At 52.5% G+C, this 19,535-nt stretch carries 20 protein-coding genes, 2 tRNA genes and 1 riboswitch; of the genes, 6 read left to right on the forward strand and 16 right to left on the reverse strand.

All coding sequences use genetic code 11. The annotated features are described in order from the left end of the window. The first annotated feature begins 282 nt into the window (after positions 1–282). Positions 283–909 carry a phosphoribosyltransferase family protein gene (locus IT527_RS07005; protein ID WP_292967818.1) on the forward strand — a complete coding sequence of 209 codons (627 nt, stop codon included), beginning with the start codon at positions 283–285 and terminating at the stop codon, positions 907–909. Positions 910–962: 53 nt separating this feature from the next. On the opposite strand, the gene IT527_RS07010 is transcribed toward IT527_RS07005, so the two are convergent. From IT527_RS07010 to apaG, 3 genes are read right to left on the reverse strand one after another with little or no spacing between them, the layout of a single operon-like run. Continuing rightward, a complete protein-coding gene (locus IT527_RS07010; protein ID WP_292967819.1) occupies positions 963–1,115 on the reverse strand; it encodes a hypothetical protein in 153 nt (50 codons plus the stop codon). 20 nt (positions 1,116–1,135) lie between these two features. Continuing rightward, positions 1,136–1,858 carry an SAM-dependent methyltransferase gene (locus IT527_RS07015; RefSeq protein ID WP_292967820.1) on the reverse strand — a complete coding sequence of 241 codons (723 nt, stop codon included), beginning with the start codon at positions 1,856–1,858 and terminating at the stop codon, positions 1,136–1,138. Positions 1,859–1,880: 22 nt separating this feature from the next. After that, positions 1,881–2,264: a Co2+/Mg2+ efflux protein ApaG gene (gene apaG, locus IT527_RS07020; RefSeq protein WP_292967821.1), complete on the reverse strand. Its 384-nt coding sequence runs from the start codon at positions 2,262–2,264 to the stop codon at positions 1,881–1,883. A 113-nt stretch (positions 2,265–2,377) separates the two neighbouring features. Then, positions 2,378–2,460, forward strand: a riboswitch (cyclic di-GMP riboswitch). Positions 2,461–2,540: 80 nt separating this feature from the next. Here apaG and IT527_RS07025 point away from each other — a divergent pair. Next, positions 2,541–4,679, forward strand: coding sequence for a S8 family serine peptidase (locus IT527_RS07025; RefSeq protein WP_292967822.1), 2,139 nt, complete (start codon positions 2,541–2,543; stop codon positions 4,677–4,679). Positions 4,680–4,848: 169 nt separating this feature from the next. Here the strand turns inward: IT527_RS07025 and IT527_RS07030 are convergent, their stop codons facing one another. The 3 genes from IT527_RS07030 to yjgA all read right to left on the reverse strand — a co-directional run bounded on the left by IT527_RS07030 (position 4,849) and on the right by yjgA (position 6,604). Continuing rightward, entirely contained in the window at positions 4,849–5,619 is a 771-nt protein-coding gene (locus IT527_RS07030; protein WP_292967823.1) for an exodeoxyribonuclease III, read from the reverse strand. A 13-nt stretch (positions 5,620–5,632) separates the two neighbouring features. Continuing rightward, positions 5,633–5,989, reverse strand: coding sequence for a hypothetical protein (locus IT527_RS07035; protein WP_292967824.1), 357 nt, complete (start codon positions 5,987–5,989; stop codon positions 5,633–5,635). A 75-nt stretch (positions 5,990–6,064) separates the two neighbouring features. Next, positions 6,065–6,604, reverse strand: a complete 540-nt coding sequence (gene yjgA / locus IT527_RS07040) for a ribosome biogenesis factor YjgA (RefSeq protein ID WP_292967825.1) — start codon at positions 6,602–6,604, stop codon at positions 6,065–6,067. Positions 6,605–6,760: 156 nt separating this feature from the next. Between yjgA and pmbA the strand changes: the two genes are divergently transcribed. Both pmbA and IT527_RS07050 read left to right on the forward strand, forming a co-directional pair. Next, positions 6,761–8,128: a metalloprotease PmbA gene (gene pmbA / locus IT527_RS07045; RefSeq protein WP_292967826.1), complete on the forward strand. Its 1,368-nt coding sequence runs from the start codon at positions 6,761–6,763 to the stop codon at positions 8,126–8,128. An 8-nt stretch (positions 8,129–8,136) separates the two neighbouring features. Then, entirely contained in the window at positions 8,137–9,045 is a 909-nt protein-coding gene (locus tag IT527_RS07050; RefSeq protein ID WP_292967827.1) for a DMT family transporter, read from the forward strand. Between the two features lie 12 nt (positions 9,046–9,057). On the opposite strand, the gene IT527_RS07055 is transcribed toward IT527_RS07050, so the two are convergent. After that, positions 9,058–11,463: a Tex family protein gene (locus tag IT527_RS07055; protein WP_292967828.1), complete on the reverse strand. Its 2,406-nt coding sequence runs from the start codon at positions 11,461–11,463 to the stop codon at positions 9,058–9,060. Between the two features lie 391 nt (positions 11,464–11,854). Between IT527_RS07055 and IT527_RS07060 the strand changes: the two genes are divergently transcribed. Continuing rightward, a complete protein-coding gene (locus IT527_RS07060) occupies positions 11,855–12,649 on the forward strand; it encodes an SDR family oxidoreductase (protein ID WP_292967829.1) in 795 nt (264 codons plus the stop codon). A 76-nt stretch (positions 12,650–12,725) separates the two neighbouring features. Here the strand turns inward: IT527_RS07060 and IT527_RS07065 are convergent, their stop codons facing one another. From IT527_RS07065 to IT527_RS07105, 9 genes are all read right to left on the reverse strand, one after another. Beyond that, positions 12,726–14,618 carry a SurA N-terminal domain-containing protein gene (locus IT527_RS07065; RefSeq protein WP_292967830.1) on the reverse strand — a complete coding sequence of 631 codons (1,893 nt, stop codon included), beginning with the start codon at positions 14,616–14,618 and terminating at the stop codon, positions 12,726–12,728. 89 nt (positions 14,619–14,707) lie between these two features. Then, positions 14,708–14,784 (reverse strand) — tRNA-Asp (locus IT527_RS07070). A 35-nt stretch (positions 14,785–14,819) separates the two neighbouring features. After that, a tRNA-Val gene (locus IT527_RS07075) sits at positions 14,820–14,895 on the reverse strand. 26 nt (positions 14,896–14,921) lie between these two features. Next, entirely contained in the window at positions 14,922–15,194 is a 273-nt protein-coding gene (locus IT527_RS07080; protein ID WP_292967831.1) for an HU family DNA-binding protein, read from the reverse strand. Positions 15,195–15,383: 189 nt separating this feature from the next. Further along, positions 15,384–16,373: an NAD(P)H-dependent glycerol-3-phosphate dehydrogenase gene (locus IT527_RS07085; protein ID WP_292967832.1), complete on the reverse strand. Its 990-nt coding sequence runs from the start codon at positions 16,371–16,373 to the stop codon at positions 15,384–15,386. Beyond that, a complete protein-coding gene (locus IT527_RS07090; protein WP_292967833.1) occupies positions 16,370–16,867 on the reverse strand; it encodes an SH3 domain-containing protein in 498 nt (165 codons plus the stop codon). Before IT527_RS07090 ends, IT527_RS07085 begins: the two co-directional genes overlap by 4 nt. A gap of 3 nt (positions 16,868–16,870) precedes the next feature. Continuing rightward, positions 16,871–17,356 carry a protein-export chaperone SecB gene (secB, locus tag IT527_RS07095; protein ID WP_292967834.1) on the reverse strand — a complete coding sequence of 162 codons (486 nt, stop codon included), beginning with the start codon at positions 17,354–17,356 and terminating at the stop codon, positions 16,871–16,873. A gap of 73 nt (positions 17,357–17,429) precedes the next feature. Beyond that, positions 17,430–17,687 (reverse strand): glutaredoxin 3, encoded by a 258-nt coding sequence (grxC, locus tag IT527_RS07100; protein ID WP_292967835.1) that lies wholly within the window; start codon positions 17,685–17,687, stop codon positions 17,430–17,432. A 40-nt stretch (positions 17,688–17,727) separates the two neighbouring features. Further along, positions 17,728–18,141, reverse strand: a complete 414-nt coding sequence (locus tag IT527_RS07105; RefSeq protein WP_292967836.1) for a rhodanese-like domain-containing protein — start codon at positions 18,139–18,141, stop codon at positions 17,728–17,730. A 157-nt stretch (positions 18,142–18,298) separates the two neighbouring features. On the opposite strand from IT527_RS07105, the gene argJ reads away from it, so the two are divergent. Beyond that, positions 18,299–19,528, forward strand: a complete 1,230-nt coding sequence (gene argJ, locus IT527_RS07110; RefSeq protein ID WP_292967895.1) for a bifunctional glutamate N-acetyltransferase/amino-acid acetyltransferase ArgJ — start codon at positions 18,299–18,301, stop codon at positions 19,526–19,528. Positions 19,529–19,535 lie beyond the last annotated feature (7 nt).

Below are 19,535 nucleotides of genomic sequence, written 5' to 3' on the forward strand. Positions count from 1 at the left end.
CCGCAACTGCTGCCGTCAGGGTACTGGAAGATTTAGGCATCGTGACGGAGATGACCGGGCAGAAAAAGAACCGCAGCTACAGCTACCAGGCATACGTTGAACTGCTCTCCCGATGACAAACACCCGCTCCTCATCTTCCTCACTGAGTTTCTCCGTCCAGCTTCTGTTTTTTTATCTTTCCTGAACACTTCCCCACACGTTACCGGTGTAAAAAAGCAGCTATCGCTCACCGGCATCTGCCGGTGTAGGATATGGTCATCCATTGCTGCGAAGGAGGGAAAAATGTTCGAAGATCGTACCGCAGCCGCCATCCGGCTGGCAGAACAGCTCAAAATCTACCGGGGACAGAACCCGCTGGTACTGGCAATTCCACGCGGTGCGGTGCCCATGTCCCGCATCATCGCAGATAAATTGGGGGGTGAACTGGATGTCGTGCTGGTACGCAAGCTGCGCGCCCCTGGCAATCCGGAATTTGCGATTGGTGCCATCGATGAGAACGGGCAGGTTTATCTGGCCGGCCATGCTGCACAAAGCGGTGCCACTCCCGCATACATTGAAACCGAGAAAGCGGCCCAGCTCGAAGTATTACGTGAACGGCGCCTGCGCTATACGCCCATTCGCCCGCCTGCTGATCCGCATGACCGGATCGTGATTGTGGTGGACGATGGCCTGGCAACCGGTGCCACCATGATCGCGGCACTGCATGCCGTACGCAGCCGGCAGCCGCGCAAACTGATATGTGCTGTGCCTGTTGCACCTGCCGGGACACTGGCTGACATCACGCCGCTTGTGGATGAGACCATCTGCCTGGAAACACCGGCAGTATTTTATTCAGTGGGCCAGTTTTATCATTCGTTTCCACAGATCGATGACGATCAGGTCATCGCGGCGCTGGGAGCTGCTCCGTAAAAATACATCAATAAATTGACTGCCCGGATACCCCTGATCAGGCGGGGAAATGATCAGCCGGTGCTGACCGGGCGGGTTAATCTGGCACGTGGCAAATGGAAAAATTCAGCCTGGATAGGCTCATTACCCCGGTGATGCATGCTGGTAAACAAATCGAAACTGCCATCGTATAGCGCCAGATAATGGATAAAGTAAAACTGCGGCACCGGGTATGAAGTAAATTCACTCAGTGTTTTGAAGCATGCAGCAGAAATACTGTCGGTTTTTTCTGCAAATCCGGCCAGTTATTACTTCCCCGCCATTCACCAACCGATTGTGTCAGCACCAGTTCATCTGCCTGGGTAAGGCTGCTGGCAACGCATATATCGGTTTTTTCGCCACATTGCTGTATCAGTGCTTCCAGTAACTTCCGGTTACGATAGGGTGTTTCGATAAAAATCTGCGTTTCGCCTGCGACGATGGAGGCTTTTTCCAGCTGGATGATCTTTTTGTTTCGCTGATCCGGGGCAACCGGCAGATAACCATGAAAGTGGAAATGCTGGCCGTTTAACCCGGAAGCCATCAATGCCAGCAGGATTGAAGAAGGCCCCACCAGCGGCACAACCCGAATCCGTTTGCGATGTGCCAGCCGGACAAGCGCGCCACCAGGATCGGCTATTGCCGGACAACCTGCCTCAGATAACAGGCCAGTATCTTCACCCGCCAGTAATGGTGCCAGCAGTGCTTCCACTCCACCGGCCGGGGTATGTTCATCCAGCACTTCCAGCTGGAGTGTCTGCACGGCCCGATGCGGATTTACCTGCTTGAGAAAATGGCGAGCTGTTTTAGGATGTTCGACGATGAAGCGCTCCAGCAATCCGATTTGCTGCAGGACTTCAACCGGCAGTATTCGGGCGAGGTTGCTCTCACCCAGCGGAGCCGGAATCAGATAGAGCGTGCCGTAAGACATAACGAGGCGGATCGGTACAGCACTAATGCAGCACGCGCGGTACGCTCAGAATAAATTCAGGAATTTCTGCCGAGAAATGAAACCCGTCTTCAGCCACCATCTGATAGGAGCCTTTCATTAAGCCGGCATGTGCGGAAATGACCGTTCCGCTGGTGTATTCATACGTTCCGCCGGGTTTAAGCAAGGGTTGTTCACCGACCACACCCAGCCCGCGTACTTCGCGTATATCACCATCTCCATCCGTAATAATCCAGTGACGGCTTACCAGTTGTGCGGCAACACTGCCGGTATTGCTGACGGTAATCGTATAGGCAAATACATGCCGTTCCGCCTCGGAATCAGACTGATCCGGCAAATAGGTGGTATGCACTTCGACTTTTATGCTGTATTTTTGCTCGTTTTCCATAGGCCGTATTCCACACTATTTCCCGGAGGACAGCAAGCAACCGATCACCAGAAGTACTCCCATCATAAAGGTTCCGCACTATTCTGCCGTATTCATTCCAGCATTAATGCTGTAACCGATAAAGGCTAACCTGTCCGTAAGGCAGGGGCGCAAAGCTTCCGATCCTGGTTTGTACCGGGAAAGCGGGGTTGCCGAAGTTCACATCCGATTTTTTCTATTCGGACGTGCGTACTGATGAATCGGCTTTGTTTAATCAATTCTTTCAAGGAGCCGCGCATGTCAAATGCAAAATCCGTCTATTATTCACCTGCTCACTGTACTGCCAGGAGACGTACGGCTGAAGTTTTCCACCGTTTCTTCAGTTTCCTGATTTTTACCGTTCTGCTGATCATGTTTTCCGGCGGCAGCCACGCCAGCCCGGAAAAAGGGGTACAGACAGCCGTTAAACCGGAATCTGCCAATAAAGCTGATGCTTCCCGATCCCGCTGGGCGAAAGGCCGTCTACTGGTAATTCCGCGCGCCGGGTTGTCTGAAGCGGAATTTACCAAAGCTTTCAAACCACATGGTGTGAAATCAAGGCGCAAACTCAAAGAACTGAATGCCCATATTTACGAGCTGCCCGATGGGGTGGATGAAGTGAAAGTAATGAATCAGCTCAAAAAAGACCGGCGCTTCAAGGCGGTTGAGCTCGACAGAGTGGTTGAACCTGAGCAGATTGTAACGGATCCCGATATTAACAACAGTTGGGCGCTGCCAAAAATCCAGGCACCTGCTGCCTGGGATATTGCCACCGGAGATGGTGTCACTATTGCTATTCTTGATACCGGGGTGGATGGCAATCATCCGGATCTGGCCGCCAATATGCTTCCCGGCTGGAATGCGTATGACAACAACACCGATACCAGTGACGTTTACGGTCATGGCACCAAGGTAGCCGGCACGGCTGCCGCCGCTGCCAATAACGGGAATGGCAGCTCCGGTGTTGCCTGGAATGCACGCATCCTGCCGGTACGCATTTCCATGCCGAACGGTTCAGCCTACCTGAGTACGATGGCGCAGGGTATCCGCTGGGCGGCAGATAACGGCGCAAAAGTAGCCAATATCAGCTACGGCGGGGCAGAAAGTCTGACTGTTCAGTCCGCTGCCAGCTATATGCGCAGCAAGGGAGGAGTCGTCGTTATGTCCGCGGGCAACAATGGCGGATTGAATAACTTTCCACCCAGCGATACCATTATTGTTACTTCTGCGACTGACAGCAATGATGCACTGGCCAGCTGGTCCAGCTACGGGCCGCATGTGGATGTATCCGCACCTGGTGTCAGTATCTACACCACAATAAGAGGAGGGGGTTACGGCTATGTCTCCGGTACTTCCTTTTCCAGCCCGATCGTAGCAGCAACCGCTGCTTTGTTGTTTTCAGTCAACCCAAACCTGGCACCGGCGGATATCGACCAGTTGCTGACAGGCACTTCACAGGATCTCGGCAGTACCGGTTATGACCAGTATTTCGGCCACGGCCGCATCAATGCCGCCAGTGCGGTCAGTACAGCCTACGCACGTATCAGTACAGACAGAACGCCACCGGTGATTGGCATCACTTCTCCCACAGGAGGAACGGTATCCGGCAGCGTGCCGGTGGATGTCAATTATTCCGACAACAAGGGGGTGGTGCGCGTGGAGCTGTATGTCAATGGCCGCAAGATTATTGAAGATGCCCAGCCGCCTTTTGCCTTCGCCTGGGATACCACCACGCTGGCTGACGGCAGCTATACGCTGGTAGCGTATGCGTTTGATGCCGCCGGGAATCAGGGGACATCATCCCCGGTTAAGGTTACGGTGAAGAATGTTGCCGCCGATACCACGCCCCCTGCCATCAGCATTACCTCCCCTGCCGGTGGAACCGTGTCCGGCAGCATAACAGTGGGTGTGAATTACTCCGACAACGTTGGTGTGGTGCGCACGGAGCTGTACGTTAACGGCAGCAAGGTGATGGAAGATACCCGGCCGGGCACCGGATTCACCTGGGATACCAGATTGCTGGCCGATGGCAGCTATACACTGGTGGTGTATGCATTTGATGCTGCCGGGAATCGGGGCGCTTCTTCTGCTGTCGGTGTGACTGTGAAAAATACGGTCGTAAAACCCGAGCCTTTACCGCAAATTACCCGGTTCAGCCTCAAGGATGGTCAAAAAGTCGGGGGCACTGTCATTACCACGGTAGCTGCAGACAAGAACACAAAGAAAATCAACCTGAAGGCCAATGGCAGCATCATCGCCACCGTCAACAGCAACCTGCTGGTCTATGCCTGGAATACCTGGAGCACCATACCGCGTGGCAGCACTATCACAGTCACTGCAGAAGCATTCAATACCAGAGGGGATGTTACAAGCAGGACAGTTACCATAAAGAACTGATAGAACCGATCGCTTTTTTTGCGAAGGTTACCGGCTCTAAAAAAGCCCTGTCCTGTTTTTCCGGGCAGGGCTTTTTGTTACCCGCCCTGTAAACCTTTTGCTGCTCTGCTGACTAACCCGTTAAAACAACCAGTAACCAGGGCAGCCGCAACTGGTAAATAAGAGGCCTTTATTTCCAGTCGTAGTCAATCGTTAATGGTGCGTGATCTGAAAAACGCTCTGCCTTGAAAATCGAAGTACCGGTTGCCGTGTCTGCCAGTCCCGGTGTGGCAATCTGGTAATCAATCCGCCAGCCAACATTCTTTGCCCATGCCTGGCCGCGATTGGACCACCAGGTATACTGATCCGGTTCCGGATTGATCTTGCGGAACACGTCCACCAGTTTCAGTTCATCAAACACGGAAGATAGCCAGGCACGCTCTTCTGGCAGGAATCCCGAATTTTTCTGGTTGGAACGCCAGTTTTTAAGGTCGATTTCCCGATGCGCGATATTCCAGTCACCGCACAGCAACACGTCCCGGCCACTTTCCGCCAGTGAGCGCAGCTGTGGAAAAAATTGCTCCATGAAGAAAAATTTTGCTGCCTGGCGATGCGCCCCACTGGATCCGGAAGGAAGATAAATGGAAATAATGGTCAGATTGCCAAAATCCATCCGCAAGAAACGCCCTTCCACGTCAATTTCCGGAATACCCGTCCCTTCCACAACGTGATCGGGGATGCGGCGGGTATAGATTCCCACTCCGCTATACCCTTTTTTCTCGGCACAGTGGAAATAACCGGTGTAGCCGTCCGGTGCACGCATGATGCCGTTAATATCACCCTGTTGCGCCTTCAGTTCCTGAACACAGATGACATCCGCCCCCTGCCGGGGCAGCCAGTCAAAAAGCCCCTTGCTGGCTGCTGAACGCAAGCCGTTCAGGTTTAATGTGATGATTCTCATCGGTTACGGATACTCAGTGGCGGGACAGGTCAGGTTTACAGTAAACCCGTGCCGGATACCCCTCTGCACGGCGGGTATTGCGGATGACATCCCCGCCACTTCGGACACACACCAGAGTTGATTTATCCAGATTGGTAAAATACTGGTTATCTCCCGGCAGAGAAGGATCTGGCGGAACAGCTTCGCGGATGGCGCGGCAGGTTGCCGGCTCATTTTCAGGTACAGGGTCATCGGTATGTGGCGGCAGCGGGCAAAGCCGGCAGGGATTGCCCGGGCACAAACAACCTTTGCATTTTGCACTGACGCTGTTACCGGCACTGGCTGACTGGGCATTTGATACCGCCGGCAAAGCTATCAGCACAGAAAACATAGAACAAATCATCCATCTCAGCCACATTGATTACTTTCCTCCTGATAACAATAACAAATTAAGGATTCTTAACATCTACCCGGCCACCTCCGGAATAATCTGCCGCAGCAGCTGGAACAGCATACGAAAGCTTTTGGGCGGCTTACCTGCCAGCTTTTCTTTTTCGATATTGCGCAGCAGGGTGCGTAACTGATGAACATCCGTGTCCGGATAAGCCTGGATAAATTCAGTCACCATTTTTTCATCACTGACAAGGCGATCACGCCACCGCTCCAGCTGATGCAGCCAGGCAGTATGGCGCAGACCGGTATGCTGCCAGGCATCCAGCTTTTCCTGGATTGGCAGGGGATCAACCATGCGCATTAACTTACCGATAAATTGCAGTTGCCGCCGGCGTGCACCATGACCGGTCATTTTGCGGGCTTCCAGCAAGGCATCTGCAAGCCTTTCCGGCAGATCCAGCTCAGCTATACGGGATGGATCCAGTTCCACCAGCCGCTCGCCCAACGCCTGCAAGGCGTGCATTTCCTGCTTGACACGGGTTTTACTGGGTTGGGATTCAAGCTCGGAATCAGGCGGAAAATTGTTCTGCTGGCGATGGTCAGACACAGTCACTCATATCGGGTAGGGTCAAGAAGCTGTTATCATAACCTGCTTTGAATAGCGTACGGGGATCGGATCCGATCCCCGGCGTTTTTTCTGCAGGAAATCACCACCTCGTTTAATACCGCGCCTTTTAACAAAGGATCAGCCGCCTAACACTCAATTTTCATGGATAACTCAAGTCATCACCCGGAACAACAGCAGCCCTTTTCCTGTACACAGGAAACCTTGCAACAGATAGCAGAAGATGTGCTCGCCCTCGCCCGCAAAGGAGGAGCCGATGCTTGCGAGATGAATGTTTCAGAAGGCTCCGGCCAGAACGTTACCGTGCGCCGGGGAGAAGTCGAAACCATCGAGTACACTCGCGATAAAGGGATATCTGTTACGGTCCACATCGGCCATAAACGCGGCAATGCCAGCAGCTCGGATTTTTCTCCGCAAGCAATGCGCGAAACTGTCTCTGCTGCACTGTCAATTGCCCGGTACACGGCAGATGACAGCTATGCCGGCCTGGCTGATCAGGATTTACTGGCAACCTCTTTTCCGGACCTTGATCTTTACCATCCGTGGACACTGCCGGTTGAAGAAGCAATTGAACTGGCACGCCAGTGCGAAGCTGCAGCACTGGCAACCGACAAACGTATCACCAATTCGGAAGGTGCCAGTGTATCGGTTGGTACATCACAATTTGTGTATGCCAACACGCTTGGATTTTGTGCGGGGTATCCCCTGTCACGCCACAGTATCAGTTGCGCTGTCATTGCCGGAGAACAGGACAACATGCAGCGGGATTACTGGTACAGCGTTGCACGTGCAGCGGGTGACCTTGAAACTGTTGAAGCCATTGGCAGAAAAGCGGGTATGCGCAGTCTGGCACGTCTTGGTGCCAGAAAAATTGCCACCTGTGAAGTACCGGTACTGTTCGACGCCACTGTTGCCCCCGGCCTGATCGGCTATTTCGTTCGCGCAATCAGTGGTGGCAGCCTGTACCGGCAGTCTTCCTTCCTGCTGGACAGCATCGGTAAACAGGTATTTCCTGCAACAATCCAGATCAGTGAATTGCCGCATCTGCCAAAAGGCATGGCAAGCTGTGCATTTGACGACGAAGGCGTAGCAACCCATGCACGCAAGGTGGTGGAAAACGGCATTGTGCAGGGCTACTTTCTTGGCAGTTATACCGCACGCAAGCTCGGTATGCGTTCCACCGGCAATGCGGGCGGCAACCATAACCTGATCGTGGAAAACGATGCCGCCCTGCCTTTCGATACCTTACTGAAAAAAATGGGCAAAGGCCTGCTGGTCACCGAACTGCTCGGTCATGGCGTCAATCCCGTTACTGGAGATTATTCTCAGGGGGCGGCCGGGTTCTGGGTGGAAAACGGTGAAATCAGCCATCCTGTGGAGGAAATCACTATCGCCGGCAATCTGAAGGAAATGCTTGCCGGCATCATCGCTGTCGGCAATGACGTTATCGTGCGTGGTTCACGTCAGTGCGGCTCGTTACTGATTGAGCGCATGACTGTTGCCGGGCATTAAAATCAGCGATGACGAATACACACAATGAAAATCTTGGCTATGTGTACGGGCTGATTGCGGTTACCGCGTTTGCCCTTACACTTCCAGCCATGCGTGTGGCGCTTACTGTGCTGGATCCGGTATTTGTCGCGCTGGGACGCGGAGTGGGGGCAGCTGTGCTGGCAACCATTTTTTTAGGATTCACCCGGCAGCATTTGCCTGCCCGCAAAGAAGTCAAAGGATTGCTGATCGTCTCAGCGGGCGCCGTAATTGGTTTTCCATTACTGGCTGCCTGGGCAATGCTGTATGTCGATGCCTCACACGGCGGTGTCGTGCTTGGTATTCTTCCACTGGCAACGGCAGTGGCAGCCGCTCTGCTTTACCATGAACGGCCATCTGTCCGGTTCTGGTTATTTGCACTGATTGGTGCGATGCTGGTGGTGGGATATTCACTCAGTCAGGCTGGCGGAACCCTCACCATGGCAGACCTTGCCCTGTTCGGTTCTATTATCTGTGCCGCCGCCAGTTATGCGGAAGGGGCGCGGCTGACCCGATCATTAGGGGGGCCTCAGGTGATCTCATGGGCACTGGTGTTTTCCCTGCCTGTTCTGATCGTCCCAACCCTTTATTACGCCCCGGCATCACTGGATTTACCGCTCGATGTATGGTTAAGCTTTCTTTACCTTACCGCTGTCAGCCAGTTCCTTGGCTTTTTCCCCTGGTACCACGGACTTGCGCTTGGCGGCACTGCAAAGGTCAGTCAGACCCAGCTGCTGCAGCCTTTTCTGACCATTATTGCATCTGTGTTACTGCTGGGAGAGCATGCAGATTTAATGACCTGGCTGGTTGCCGTTCTCGTAGCTGCAGTCGTTGCAGTTGGTAAGCGCGCCCGGGTGCAACACTACGAACCCGGATCAGCAACCATTGCAGACACCTGAAAACTGCCGGATTTATTTTTTCTCTCGCGCACGCGCCAGTGCAAGAGCAAGCGCACTGGCAGGCCCGGATTTACCGGTTCCGGCTATCGTTCGTGACTGATGATTGCCACGCCGGGATGTGCTGTCAGCCTGCCTGGCCTTCTGTGTGACCGGCCGGCTGTTCGCCTCGGGAATGTCGTCGATTCGCATGGTCAGGCTGATGCGCTGGCGTGCCGTATCGACTTCCAGCACTTTAACTTTGACAATCTGCCCAGGTTTGACAACCTGATGAGGATCTTTGATGAATCTGCCTGCCAGCGCAGAAACATGTACCAGACCATCCTGATGTACGCCAATATCAACAAATGCTCCAAAAGCGGCCACATTTGTCACGACACCTTCCAGAATCATGCCGGGATACAAGTCAGCCAGTGATTCGATCCCTTCCTGAAAGGCAGCAGTCCTGAATTCCGGACGCGGATCGCGGCCGGGTTTTTCCAGCTCGGCCAGGATATCGCGCACAGTTGGCAGACCAAAGGTTGCATCCGTAAATTCTTCTGCAGAAAGTCCTTTGAATGTTTCCGGCCGCCCCATGACCTCCCCGATTCCTTTTTTCAGCCGCATCAGGATGCGCTCCACCACCGGATAGGCTTCCGGATGAACGGTAGAGCGATCCAGCGGATTATCGCCATCATTGATGCGCAGGAAACCTGCTGCCTGCTCGAAGGTTTTTTCTCCCAGGCGCGGCACCTTGAGTATTGCCTGCCGGTTCGGGAATGGTCCATTCGTATCACGATAATCAACAATATTCCGGGCAAGTACACGATTAAGGCCGGAAATTTGTGCCAGTAAGGGGACAGACGCCGTATTGATATCCACACCAACCGCGTTAACACAATCTTCAACCGTGGCATCGAGCGATCGCGCCAGCGTGCGCTGGTTTACGTCATGCTGATACTGGCCGACACCGATTGATTTGGGCTCGATTTTGACCAGTTCTGCCAGGGGATCCTGTAAACGTCTGGCAATGGAAACGGCACCACGCAGGCTGACATCCAGATCGGGAAATTCTGCTGCCGCCAGTGCCGATGCTGAATACACCGAAGCACCCGCTTCACTTACAACAATTTTGGCCAGTTTCAAATCAGGACGCTGCTCTGCCGCCAGACGAACCGCCTCAGCGGCCAGTTTGTCAGTCTCCCGGCTTGCAGTTCCGTTACCAGTCGCAATCAGCTCAACACCATGCCGGAGTACCAGCTGCATGATCACTGCCAGCGAACCTGACCAGTTATTCTGTGGCTGATGCGGGTAAATTGTCGTAGTCTCCAGCAATTTGCCAGTAGCATCGACTGCAGCCACCTTGCAACCGGTCCGATAACCGGGATCCAGCCCGAGTACGACTTTGGGCCCTGCCGGAGCGGCCAGCAGCAATTCTCGCAGATTGCGGCTGAAAATCCTGATTGCCTCAGTTTCCGCTGCCTCGCGTACCTGCAACAACAGTTCAGTAGTGAGGTGCGGGTGTATTTTGACACGCCATGCCCACTGACAGACATCAGCCAGCCATTTGTCCGCTTTCCGCCCACGGTTTTCAATACCGGAATGGGCTGCAATCATGACAACACACGGGTGAGGCAATTTCTCACGGGAAATCTCATCCAGATCCAGATCAACTCTGAGGATACCCAGCGCCCGGCCGCGAAATATGGCCAGTGCACGGTGGGAGGGAATCAGGCGCACAGGTTCAGTATAGGCGTAATAATCACGGAATTTTTCTTCTTCTGCCTTTTCCTGACCGGCAACAACAGTTGAAGTCACCATGCCTTCCTGCCAGAGCCTGTTACGCAGTATGGCCAGCAGATTTGCCGTCTCCGCAAAGCGCTCGGCCAGAATATCGCGAGCGCCTTCAAGTGCTGTTTTTGTATCAGGAACATTGATCGCTTCCACTCCTTCGGCCGCTGGTACCACCCTGATATAGCCTGCAGCTTCCTGTTCCGGATCCAGTATGGGATTGGCTAAAAGTGCATCTGCCAGCGGCTCCAGCCCGGCTTCACGTGCAATTTGTGCCCGAGTGCGCCGCTTGGGCTTGTACGGCAGATAAATATCTTCCAGCAGTTGCTTGGTAGTGGCCTGCTCAATAGCGTGACGCAGTTCACCGGTGAGCTTTCCCTGTTCTTCAACTGAAGTCAGAATCACCTGCCGCCGTTCTTCCAGTTCGCGCAGATAAGTCAATCGCTCTTCCAGCAGGCGCAGTTGTGTATCGTCCAGATTGCCGGTAACTTCCTTGCGATAGCGCGCGATGAAAGGCACAGTTGCGCCGTCATCCAGCAGCGCCACTGCCGCACCGACCTGTTGCGGTGCAACCCCCAGTTCTGCGGCGATGGTACCGGTAATTTTGTTTCTGGCTATTTCTGGAACAGCAGCAATTGTTGTGGTAATCATGGAATCCGGGAGAGCAATTTATTGGATACAGATGGAAGAAAAACCCTAATCACCCTGTTTATACACCCCTAATGATCAGGCGGGCACATCATACCAGACCTGCACACCGGATTGCGGCGCTGCTGCGGCAGCTTTAAGCGCAGGCTGCCTTGTCCGCTATCCATCGTTCATCACCATCTCAGGAAGATCAGAAAAACCGGCAGTGATACAATGCACACCCATGCAGCTGGACTGCTAATTCATGGCAGGCGGGAACAGTGTTCTCGGCCTGACAGATATAAAATCTTCTTTTCGTATGGTTTCGTATGGATTTGTCAGCCAATCGCGCTAAAAATCACACCCGGGCTATCACGGCATGTTTAAGACAAACAAATAACTGGAGTACTTAACTATGGGGTTTCTTGCTGACCGGCAAATTCTGATTACGGGTCTGCTGAGTAATCGATCTATCGCTTACGGTATTGCTAAAGCGATGCAGCGCGAGGGCGCCAGGCTGGCGTTCACGTACCAGTCAGAAGACTTGCGTGACCGGGTTGGTAAACTGGCTGCAGAATTCAACAGCGATCTGCTGTTTTGCTGTGACGTCAGCCAGGATACGGAAATTAACCGCTGTTTCAGCGAGCTGGCAGATCGCTGGGGCTGGCTGGACGGGATTGTACACTCGATTGCCTTTGCTCCGCGCACGGCTCTGACGGGTGATTATCTGGAGAGTGTGGATCGGGAAGCCTTCCGTATTGCGCATGATGTCAGCTCCTACAGTTTTGCCGCCCTGGCAAAGGCCGGATTACCATTGATGCAGGGCAGACCTGCCGCCCTGCTGACGCTCAGCTACCTTGGCGCAGTACGGGTTATGCCTAACTATAATGTGATGGGGCTGGCCAAGGCGAGCCTGGAGGCCAATGTCCGCTTTTTGGCATCCAGCCTTGGAAAACAGGGAATCCGGGTAAATGCAATTTCAGCCGGTCCGATTAAAACACTTGCTGCAGCAGGTATCGGTAATTTCAGCAAACTGCTGGGCTATTCGGAGAAAGTTGCACCACTGAAACGGAACGTCACTGTTGAGGAGGTGGGGAATGTGGCTGCGTTCCTTTGTAGCGACCTTGCCAGCGGCATTACCGGTGAAATTACTTATGTGGATGCCGGATTCAACACTGTCGCATTTAATCTGGAGACAGAAGGACAGTAACGTACGGGAAAAGCAGTAACCCTGAGCAGTAACTCTTCAGTAACTTTTGCAGAGGGACGGGTTACTGCCGCATCAATCAGTCGCTTTCTTCGACTGGCCTGACTTTTACTTCGGCTCGCTGCCTGAGCCCGGCAATATAGGCACTCATCTCTTCCTGCCCGTGTACCTGCTGTAGCTGGCCAAGAATCAGGTTGTACTGGGAAGATTCATTTCCTTTATCCGCTTCTTTTACCTGATTGATCCGGATCAGGTCGTAGCCATTTTTATTACTGGCAACACCGACATATGCAGGTAATTTCTCCACATTCGCCTGAAAAAGTGCATGCAGAACTTCTTCATCCCTCCCGTTTTTCTGGGAAAATGAGACTTCTGCAGGCGTTCCCCATTCCAGAGATACATCAGTTTCTCCCGCCTGCAGTTCGGCAAGCTTCTGCTTACCCTCTTTCTCTGCTGTTTCTGAAGCCAGCTGTTTTTTCAAAATCTCAACAATCCTGTCTTTCACTAATCCGATGGATTGCGCACTGGCCGTCTGGTGTTCAACCACTCTCGCAGCGACGAAGGTATCAGGCGAGATCTCGATAGATTCAGTATTAAAATGGTCGCGAATGGCACTTTCAGAGAATATCGCCTGAAGCACACGTTCATTGGCAAGAACAGACGGCTCCTTTGAATTGCGATCGATCCAGCCGCTCTGCTGGACAGATAAATTAAACATCTGTGCTACAGGCTGCAATGAGTCATTTTGTTCATAAACAATATTACTGAAATCTTCTGATATTTCACCAAACCGATCCGCTACTTTCTGATGCTGTAAAATCTGCCTGATTTTTTCCCTGACATCATCCAGGCTCGCGACATCAGCACCTTTCACCTCAGTCAGTCTGATAATATGAAAACCAAATGGTGTTTCCACCGGGCCGCGCACTTCACCCGGCTGCATCTGGAATACCTCATCCTCAAAAGGTTTGACCATCAAACCGCGTGCAAAAAAACCAAGGTCACCACCTGCCTTGGCTGAGCCTGGATCTTCAGATAATTCAGCAGCCAGTTCCGGTAACTTCTCCGGATCCTGTTTGATTTGCTCCAGAACCTCTTCTGCCCGGGCTCTGACAGATGCTTTCTGTTCTTCAGTAGCGCCGGCAGGAACACTCAACAGTATATGGCTGGCTCTTCGTTCTTCTGCCTGACCAAATTCATCCTGATGCGCTTCGTAATATTTTCTGATTTCCTCGTCAGAAATCTGCTCCTGCTTTGTCAGCTCATCCAGCGACAGCACCACATAATCAACCTTTACTCTTTCCGGCAGCGTGAAATCCCGGGAATGGCTATCATAATAGGACTGAATTGCAGCTTCATCCGGTTCAGCCTGATTCATATACTGATCCGGATTAATCGTTACCTGGTTGATTGTATAGGTTGTTGCGCTCAGGGATGCCACCTCCCCGGCAACTGATTTGGGTATGATCACACTCCCGGCTATCCCTTCCAGCAATTGCTGGCGCATGAGCTCGCCTGCCACTTTTGCTTCAAACATGGCGGGAGACATGCCCTGACGCTGAAGCAAATCACGATACCGCTGGTAGGAAAACTTTCCATCTTCCTGAAAAAACGAGATATTCTGAATTTCGGCAGTCAGGCGGGAATCCAGCACCGTCAGCCCGATCTGCCCGGCTTCACGGCGCAACAGTTTTTCCTGAATCAGATTCTCCAGAACAGCCTGCCGCATTTGCGGGGTATCCAGCAAACCGGCATCAAACTTCTCTCCTAACATGTTGCGCAGATTTTCCTGCTGAGTCCGTATCGCCTGCTCATATTCCTGCCGGCTGATTTTTTCACCATCAACAGTCGCGACATCACTCGCACTATCCATACTCTGATACGACTCCAGCCCCCAGAACATGAAAGGCAGCACAGCAATCAGAAGCACGACCTGAACAATCGTCTTTTTTTGGTTTACAAAATCAAACACAATAAACTACCCGGAAAAAAGAAAAAAACGAAAAGCAGGGGAAGAAAAAAGCACCATGTCGTCATGGCTGGATCCCTGAAGGAAGAGATTGGCGGAGTGGACGGGACTCGAACCCGCGACCCCCGGCGTGACAGGCCGGTATTCTAACCAACTGAACTACCACTCCTAGTACTGCACTCTCAAACTGGGGATCAAGTTTACTGGTGGGTGCTGAGGGGATCGAACCCCCGACATTCGCCTTGTAAGGGCGACGCTCTACCAGCTGAGCTAAGCACCCATTTGATCCCTGTCATCGAAGGAGCGCTAGTTTACAGCATCTTTCAGCGCTTTACCAGCAGTGAATTTAGGTACTTTCGCTGCCTTGATTTTTATTTCTGCACCTGTACGGGGATTACGGCCTGTACGCGCCGCTCGTTTTCCAACCTTGAAAGTCCCAAAACCTACCAGGGTAACACTGTCATTCTTGCCAAGCGCATCTTTGATGGCAGATAGTGCACCATCGAGCGCACTGCCCGCCTGGGCTTTAGTAAGATTGGCAGACTGGGCAATCGCATCAATGAGATCGGATTTATTCATAAAACTCCCCTTTGTTTTGCTTTGTTAGGTTGCAGAAAAACTCCACCCTTTGTACAGACAAATTCTGTAGAAAACCTTATATCAAGCCGTTTTCCGATGGTCAAGCATTTAAATGGAAATTAACCCGATTTTTGATAGATTCCCTCCCAAAACCCGGTCAGACAAGCAAAACATCACCGCAGGAATCCATCAAACCAGCTCTGATCCCGGTTCACGATCCAGCATATCCCGGATTGCCTGCCTCACCGGAATCTGCTCATACAAAATACTGTAGATCGCCTGGGTGACAGGCATATCAATTTGCAGCTGCTGTCCCAGTTTATAGGCTTCCTGAACCGTATAAACACCCTCGGTAACATGCCCGATTTCCAGCAGAATCTCTGCCAGTTGCCGGCCAGCAGCAAGCATCATCCCGACCTGGCGGTTTCTTGACAGATTCCCGGTACAAGTCAGAATCAGATCGCCGACACCGGTCAATCCGGTAAAGGTTTCTCTGCATCCGCCCAGCGCCATACCCAGCCGGGTGATTTCCGCCAATCCCCGGGTAATCAGGGCGGCTCTTGCATTGTTACCAAAAGCAACCCCGTCAGAAATCCCGGCTGCTATCGCAATCACATTCTTGAGTGCTCCGCCAATCTCCACTCCAACTACATCTCGGCCGGAATAGACACGCAGGTTGGGGTTGCGAATCTCACCAGCAGTATCTCTGGCAAAGATCTCATCATGTGACGCCAATGTCAGAGCAGTCGGAAGACCCACAGCCACTTCCCGGGCAAAACTTGGGCCGGACAGCACGCCGCAAGCAACTCCTGCCGGATACACCTCTTCAACCACCTGGCAAGGCAGTTTTGCCGAGCCTGCTTCAAACCCCTTACAGGCCAAAACAAGGGGCAGGGATTGTTTTAGCACGGCCACTTGCTCCAGGGTGGCACGCAATCCGGAAACCGGCACCACCACAAGAACCAGCCCGGCTGCCTCCAGAGCTTCGCCCAGCACAGATGTCAGATAAATGGAATCCGGAAGGGGCTGCTCAGGCAGGTAGCGCTGATTGACGCGTAATTCCGTCAGTTCTGCCAGATGATCTGTATTACGGGTCCATAGCGTTACACGATGGTATGCGGACAGACTGATTGCCAGTGCCGTTCCCCAGGCTCCCGCACCAAGTACTGTAATATTCATGCGCCCCAGATCTGATCGATTCTGATATATCCCGTCTGACCATCCTGATGTTTCACCTTTACCCAACCGCCTGCAACGACACCCAGCAACTCCAGTATCACATCCTGCCGGGCCTGATAAATTAATGGCGAGGCTGAATCAGGCGATTGATAAACACTGCCCACCGGGATTTTGATGATGACAAAACGCCTCTGGCTCAGATTTTTGTCTTCCACCCAGGCGAGATACCCATGATAATCACGCACCTTCACCCACCCCACGACCTTCACCACCACTTCCAGGGGAAGATTTACGCTCGCCACATATAATTTCCCGGCATTCAGAGAAGGGGCATCGTACAAAACAGCAGCAGGAATTGCGATCGACAGAAATTCATTCCGGGAATTTTCCTGTGCAACTGCCTGACAGGAAAAGGACAGCAACACGAACAGGATGGGAACGATAGACAGAGGGAACAACAGCATATTCCCCCTTTGAGATACCTGAAACTTCATGAATCAGTGCCTGGTTACCGTATTTTCGGGTTGAGCAGGCTGTGATCCTGCTGCTTCCTGCTGTTTTTTCTGGTGATAAATCGCCTCAAAATTGACCGGATTAAGAATCACGGGCGGGAATCCGGCACGTGTTACCGTATCAGAGACAGTTTCACGCAAATAGGGAAACAAAATGTTCGGACACAACACACCCAGTACAGGATCAACCTCCTCTCCCGGAATGTTGCTGATGCGGAAAATACCGGCCTGATGCGCTTCCACCAGAAACATGATTTTATCCTGTTCTTTTAGCCGGGCTGTAACAGTGGCAGTCACTATCACCTCGTAAATTTCCCCATCAATAACACTATGACTGTCTGCCAGCTGAAGATTGATTTCGGGCGCCTCCCGTTCCAGAAAAATACGGGGGGCGTGCGGAATTTCCAGTGACAAATCCCTGACATATATCTTTTCAATTACAAAAACAGGTTGTTGCTGTGGTTCAGTCATTGTTGTTCCCAGTTAAATACACCTATCAAAATTTACCGGCCGCCAATCTATCCGACTGGCTGACAGTTCACGTTCAGTCTGTCAGCAGCCTGCTCAATTCACCCTGACGATCCAGCATGGCGAGATCGTCATATCCGCCAACATGCACCTGGCCAACGTAAATTTGCGGAACAGTTCGGCGTCCGGTACGCTGCATCATCTCGGCCCGCAGTCCCGGTTGCAGATCAACCCTGATCTTTTCAATATCCTCCACCCCTCTTGCACGTAACAGCTTTTCCGCCATGGTGCAATAAGGACAGAACCCGGATACATACATTACAATCTTGGGCATACTGGTTTTTCCCGCATCGTTTGTCAGATCAGCCTCTACTTCATTTTTTCACCAGTGGCAGATTTTCCCGTTGCCAGCTTTCAATACCACCATTCAGGTTAAACACCTTTTTAAAACCATTTTTGCGTAAAACAGCGCCAGCCTTCCCAACACGAAGCCCGGGTGTAAAAATGATAACGATAGGCCTGTCCCTGAACTTATCCAGCTCCTGCCAGCGCTCCTCCATTCGTTCCACTGGAATATGTTTGGCGTTGGGTGGATGGCCGGCAGCGTAATCACTATCATCCCGGACATCCAACACCAGCGCGTCCTCATAATTTATCAACCGGATAGCCTGTTTTGTCTCGATATCGCGTACTGAATTACGTGCAATAAAAGGCCACAGCAGCATACCGCCACTCAACATGGCCGCTACCATAAAAAAGATATTATCTATCAGAAAAGTTGATTCCATATGATGACACCCAGACCCGGCAAAAACCGTTATTTTAACAAAGTACTCATGAAACACCATTCCATTGTTGAGCGCCCCCTCCGGCAGAGTGGCAATTTCTTCCGGGACAGGTTCCGATGTTACGATAACGGTTTTTTATTACCCCACTATTCCGTTTATGCCAGTCAATATTCCACCTTTACTGCCCGAACAGCTGCTGCCCATTCCCGGCATATCACTGGGGACTGCAGAAGCCGGTATCAAGCGCCCCGGTCGCAAAGATATTCTCCTCATCAGGCTGGCTGAGAATACACAGGTTGCCGGCGTCTTCACCAAAAACCGATTCTGTGCCGCTCCCGTCACGGTGGCTAAAGCGCATCTTGCCGGGTCACAGCCGATCCGTGCACTCATAATCAATACCGGCAATGCCAATGCCGGCACCGGTCAGTCCGGTATTGATCACGCCTATGCCACCTGTACTTCTCTGGCCGGGCTCATTGGTTGTCAGCCCCGGCAGATTCTGCCATTTTCCACGGGCGTCATCATGGAGCCGCTACCGGTGGATAAAATCATGACCCATCTGCCGCAGGCGCTGGCCAATCTGGCAGCAGACAACTGGTTTGCCGCTGCACAAGCGATCATGACAACTGATGTCGTACCCAAGGGTGTTTCACGTCAACTCCGGATAAATGGCACAACCGTCACCATCACCGGTATTGCCAAGGGTTCAGGAATGATTCACCCGAACATGGCCACCATGCTTGGCTATATCGCTACCGATGCCGCTATCGCACAACCATTACTCGATGAGCTGGTACATTACGCAACTGACCGGTCATTCAACCGCATCACCGTGGATGGCGACACTTCCACCAACGATGCCCTGATTCTGATGGCTACCGGACAGGCGGGCCACAGCCCGATCACAACAGCGACAGATCCAGGCTATATCGCACTGCAAACTGCTGTCACTGAAGTCGCCACGCTGCTGGCACAAATGATCGTGCGTGATGGTGAAGGGGCTACCAAATTCATCACCGTGCAGGTGGATGGCGGCAAAACCGGGGAAGAATGCAACAAGGTTGCCTATGCCATTGCTCATTCCCCGCTGATCAAAACCGCCTGTTTTGCCTCTGACCCCAATCTGGGGCGAATTCTGGCAGCCATCGGCTACGCCGGCGTTGATGACCTGGATGTCAACCGCATCCAGCTCTACCTCGGCGATGTTCTGGTTGCCGAACACGGCGGCCGTGCCGCAAGCTATCGTGAAGAAGACGGCCAGCGCATCATGCAGGCGCCGGAAATTACCATACAGGTCAAACTCAATCGTGGAAACACAGCCACCACAGTCTGGACCTGCGATCTCTCCTACGATTACGTCAAAATCAACGCCGATTACCGCAGCTAAATTCACT

The sequence above is a fragment of the Nitrosomonas sp. genome, assembly GCF_020852615.1.
In the GTDB taxonomy this organism is placed as follows: Bacteria; Pseudomonadota; Gammaproteobacteria; order Burkholderiales; family Nitrosomonadaceae; genus Nitrosomonas.